Origin of the sequence: Pseudoalteromonas sp. SG43-7, from assembly GCF_014164295.1 — a bacterium.
GTDB lineage: Bacteria > Pseudomonadota > Gammaproteobacteria > Enterobacterales > Alteromonadaceae > Pseudoalteromonas > Pseudoalteromonas rhizosphaerae.
In genome coordinates, this window is record NZ_JACJEY010000104.1 from 1 (window position 1) to 5147 (window position 5147).

At 41.5% G+C, this 5147-nt stretch carries 4 protein-coding genes; 3 read left to right on the forward strand and 1 reads right to left on the reverse strand.

The window, feature by feature from the left end; genetic code table 11:
* Positions 1–890: 890 nt before the first annotated feature.
* Both galU and H5200_RS22645 read left to right on the forward strand, forming a co-directional pair.
* Entirely contained in the window at positions 891–1802 is a 912-nt protein-coding gene (gene galU / locus H5200_RS22640) for a UTP--glucose-1-phosphate uridylyltransferase GalU (RefSeq protein ID WP_182762743.1), read from the forward strand.
* A 178-nt stretch (positions 1803–1980) separates the two neighbouring features.
* On the forward strand, positions 1981–2253 hold the full coding sequence (locus H5200_RS22645; protein WP_220491401.1) for a four helix bundle protein: 273 nt from the start codon (positions 1981–1983) through the stop codon (positions 2251–2253).
* Between the two features lie 160 nt (positions 2254–2413).
* On the opposite strand, the gene H5200_RS22650 is transcribed toward H5200_RS22645, so the two are convergent.
* Positions 2414–3811 (reverse strand): MBL fold metallo-hydrolase RNA specificity domain-containing protein, encoded by a 1398-nt coding sequence (locus H5200_RS22650; RefSeq protein WP_182762745.1) that lies wholly within the window; start codon positions 3809–3811, stop codon positions 2414–2416.
* Positions 3812–4574: 763 nt separating this feature from the next.
* Here H5200_RS22650 and H5200_RS22655 point away from each other — a divergent pair.
* On the forward strand, positions 4575–5054 hold the full coding sequence (locus H5200_RS22655; protein WP_145236680.1) for a DUF721 domain-containing protein: 480 nt from the start codon (positions 4575–4577) through the stop codon (positions 5052–5054).
* Positions 5055–5147: the final 93 nt, after the last annotated feature.

Below are 5147 nucleotides of genomic sequence, written 5' to 3' on the forward strand. Positions count from 1 at the left end.
ACTTGTAGGCGAGTGGCTTGCCACCGCGAACAGGCCTAAAGCCATTTCCTACGTTTTTACATTTTACCTTAGGCGAGAAGATAAAGATGTTAATAAACACGCGTCAGCAAGCTTAACGCCTACGGTGTTAAAGTTTACTCTGGTGTTTAATTAATTACTTGTAGGCGAGTGGCTTGCCACCGCGTTTCAAAATGTGGTGTGGTGTTTTTGCGTCAGCAAGCTTAACGCCTACGGTGTTAAATTGTATTCTGGTGTTTAATTAATTACTTGTAGGCGAGTGGCTTGCCACCGCGTTTCAAAATGTGGTGTGGTGTTTTTGCGTCAGCAAGCTTAACGCCTACGGGTGTTAACGTTTATCTCGGTGTTAAATTTACTTTGATGTTTAATTAATTACCTGTAGGCGAGTGGCTTGCCACCGCGTTTCAAAATGTGATGTGGTGTTTTTGCGTCAGTAAGCTTAACGCCTACGGGTGTTAAATTTTACTCTGGTGTTTAATTAATTACTTGTAGGCGAGTGGCTTGCCACCGCGAACAGGTTAGAGGTGCTAGGAAGACAAAGGTATTAGGTGCTAGGGAAGTGACTAGGACCTAGAGCCTAAAACCTAGCTACTATGTTTTAAAGCTAAAGCCATTTCCTACGTTTTGTACATTTTACCTTAGGCGAGAAGATAAAGATGTTAATAAACACGCGTCAGCAAGCTTAACGCCTACGGTGTTAAATTGTATTCTGGTGTTTAATTAATTACTTGTAGGCGAGTGGCTTGCCACCGCGAACAGGTTAAAGGTGCTAGGAACTCGCTGTTCGAAGCCCGAACTCATTCACTCCCTATAAAGCTTTGCGCTGCTAACTTGATCCTAAATTGATTTAAACACTCTATAAAGGATCTATTATGAAGGCTGTTATCCCTGTTGCGGGTCTTGGTACACGTATGTTGCCAATGACTAAAGCTATTCCAAAAGAAATGCTCCCACTGGTTAATAAACCACTTATTCAATACATAGTGAATGAGTGTGTTGCTGCGGGTATTAAAGAAATTGTGCTTGTTACTCATAGCTCTAAAAATGCGATTGAAAACCATTTTGATACTAGCTTTGAACTTGAAGCGACACTTGAAAAACGCGTAAAGCGTAAGTTACTTGATGAAGTGCGCTCTATTTGCCCACCTGATGTAACTATTTTACATGTGCGCCAAGGTGAAGCTAAAGGTTTGGGTCATGCAGTGTTGTGTGCTAAACCAATCATTGGTGATGAAGATTTTGTAGTTTTACTGCCTGATGTAATACTTGATGCTTATACTGCAGATCAAAAAACAGAAAACTTAGCGGCTATGATTGCACGTTTTAAAGCAACATCAGCAAGCCAAATTATGCTTGAACCCGTACCTGAGCAAGATGTATGTAAATACGGCATTGCTGATATAAATGGCGCTGTAATTACTGCGGGTGAAAGTGCGAAAATCAAAACAATGGTTGAAAAACCAAGTGTTGGTGACGCGCCATCAAACCTTGCTGTAGTTGGCCGTTATGTGCTGTCAAAAACTATTTGGCAATTACTTGATAAAACTCCGGTTGGCGCAGGTGGTGAAATACAACTAACCGACGCTATTGATATGCTTATGAAAATTGAAACGGTTGAAGCATTTCATATGAGCGGCCGAGCTCATGACTGTGGTGATAAATTAGGTTATTTAAAAGCGATTGTTGAATACAGCATGCGTGATGAAAACCTAGGCGCTGACTTTACAAGCTTTGTTGCAGAGTTAGTTAACCCTAAAAAACCAAGTCATTTAAAGGTAGTGTAAAATTTAGATGTCTGAGGTTTCGAGCTTCGAGTTGCGGGCTACGTATCATCTTAGCCGCTGATTATAGTAATTAGGTTCTGGGTTGTTCTGCGAGGTGATATATTACGTCCTGCAGTTAAATTATAGTTCCATTGTTATTTAGTCGTTTTCGAAAGGGAGTAGCAACCCAGGAGGGGTGATGAAATATGAAAATTTAGATGTATGGAAGAAATCTTTTTCATTAAGTTTATTTGTATATCAAGTTTTCAATGATTTACGAGATTTTGGGCTTAAAGATCAAATGTGTCGCTGTGCTGTTTCTGTTCCGAGTAATATAGCGGAAGGTTATGAGCGCTATTCCGATAAAGAAAGAGCGTATTTTCTTTCTGTGGCAAAAGGCTCTGTAGGAGAATTAAAAACGCAGCTTATGATTGTTTTTGAGCTTGGTTATATCAATCACGAGCAAACATAGTTCGCATTAAATGAGTGCGAAGTAATTGGGAGAATGCTTGGGAAATTGATCTATGTAATCAAAAGCTCATGAGAATCTCACAACCTGTGCTACACAGAATAATGAAAAGGTTAAAGACTAGGAATTAGACTAAATTTAACACCGGGCTGCTCGTAGCCCGCTACTCGAAGCTCGTCAACGATTCCCCAATTTCAATTTTAACTCCTTCTCCTAGTACCTCTCGATACTCTTGGGCTAATGCCTGTTTTGCATCATCATCGCCATGGACTATTTTTATATGGCTGGGCTTTTTACGCATACCTGTTACAAATTTTATTAAGCCGTTTTGATCTGCATGAGCACTGTAGCCGCTGATTGTGTGTACTGCTGCGTTAATGGTGATTTTATGGTCATTAATATGCACATAACCATTACTTGGTCCATAGGTTTGAATATCTCGGCCGAGCGTGCCACGGCCTTGGTAGCCAACAAAAATCACATCGGTAGTTTCATCAGGTAAAAATCGCTCTAGGTAATTCACAATTCGCCCGCCGTTACACATGCCACTAGCGGCAAGAATAATTGCGGGTTGTTTGCGTTTGCTTAGGTAATTAATTACGGCAATATGCTCTTGGTGGCTGTCGATAGTATGCAACTGCGCAAAGTTTAATGGATGACGACCTTTGGCTAAGCGTTTTTTTGCTTCATCGTCCCAGAGGGTTTTAAATTTTCGATACTCTGTGGTGAAGTTAGCTGCCATCGGGGAGTCAACAATAACCTCTATGCTTTGCCATGGCGAATTTTTAGCTGCGTTGTGAATTATTTGCTCCAGTTCGTACAGTAACTCTTGTGTACGGCCAATGCTAAACGCTGGCACAAGTACAATGCCATTATCGGCAACGGCTTTTTCAATCACCTTTTTCAGTGTTTGCGTGCGTTCTTTTCGGCCTTGATGGTTTTTATCACCATAGGTTGACTCGATCACTAAAGTATCGGCTTTGTAAGGCGCTTTTGGGGAAGGCAGTAGTGGAGTATGCGGCGCTCCTAGGTCACCAGAAAATACTACGCGATGGGAATTTCCCTTGCTAGTTTTAGTTTTTATATCGATTTCAACATAGGCGGAGCCTAAAATATGCCCGGCACGTTGTAAGCGAGCTTTCGCGGTGGGCTTGTTGCTGGTGGTTGGTAAATCAAACCAGCTATTAAATTCGATAGCGACAATACGCTTGGCAAGTAAGCTTAAACAGGCGTTAATAATTTTTTGATCTCGCGTTACACCGACTTTAAGTGCATCTTCAATCACTAATGGTAATAGACTTGCTGATGCCTTCGAAGTAAAAATAGGGCCAGAGAAACCAGCAGCAAATAAGTAAGGTATGCGGCCAACGTGGTCAATATGACAATGCGTAACAATCAGCGCAGTGACAGTTGAGATATCAAAGTCGATAGCTAAACTTGGCCCTGCGTCTTCCCCTTGAAAAAGCCCACAGTCAATTAACACCGATGAGTGTTGATCATAATCCAACTGATGGCATGACCCCGTAACCCCATTCACCGCTCCATGATGGGTAATTTTCATGGTTGATCCTTGTTGATTAAATTATACAAATTAGAAACAAGGTTAGGATAAAAAATGTCAAATTAAAAGGTTGGAGGTATTAGGGAAGTGAATAGGTGCTAGGAAGACAAAGGTCTTAGGTTTTAGGGAAGTGACTTGGATCTATAGCCTAAAACCTAGTTCCTATGTTTTAAATGTGGCTCCGTGTTGGTGCGTCAGCAAGCTTAACGCCTACGGGTGTTAACGTTAATCTCAGTGTTTAATTATTCACTGTAGGCGAGTGGCTTGCCACCGCGATACTCAATATTGTTTCGGTGTTTTTGCGTCAGCAAGCTCAACGCCTACGGTGTTAAAGTTTGCCTCGATGTTAAATCACTTGTAGGCTAGTGGCTTGCCACCGCGATGTTCAATTTTGTATCGGAGTTTGTGCGTCAGCAAGCTTAACGCCTACGGAGTTAAGTTGTACTTTGATGTTTAATTAATTACTTGTAGGCGGGTGGCTTGCCACCGCGAAAAGGTTAAAGGTGCTAGGAAGACAAAGGTACTAGGTGCTAGGGAAGTGACTAAAAACCTAGCTCCTATGTTTTAAAACGTAGGCGCGGCTTTATGCCGCGCGGTTGTATTGAACCATCAGTCATTAGATTTCAGGTGTAGCTAATCTCTGCCTTTAACCTTTAACCTAATACCTAGCACCTATTACCCTGTATCTTTCATTTCTCGAGGTAGCTTTAACCTTTGCATTCAATTAAACTCAGTCTCTTCAATGTAACTTTTGGTGTTTTGCATGGCTAAAGATAGGTTCGCGCCAAAACCTTTAAACGATATTATGGCTGGCCTGAGTGGTCGATTGTCGTCGTATGCAGGTAAAAGCCAAGCATTAGATAAACAACAAACTTTGTTAAGTGAATTTTTGGGCGCTAATTTAGGTGGAAAATGTCGCGTTAGTAATTATCGCGATGGTACGCTGATGATTGAGGCGGTATCTGCACCTATAGCACTGCGTTTAAACTACTTAAAAATGGATATGCTGTCACACTTTCGTAGTGCCGGTATGGCAGAACTTGGGCAAATCAAAATTACCGCTAACCCACAAGCCAGCCAACGATTAAGTCCAAATAATGCGTTAAAAACAGCTAACGCCACTCCCGCGAATAAATTAGCTATGAGTGAACAAACCGCTGATTACCTTAATGCGATTGCACAAAGCGCACCACCGTCACTAAAAGAAAAGCTAGAGCGACTAGCGAGGCATGGTAAAAAATAAAGGTTTTTGGCGCTAGGAAGAAATAGGCGCTAGGAAAAGTTTACCATGTATATTTAGTTTGCAACTGTATTGAAGAACCTAGAACCTAGAACC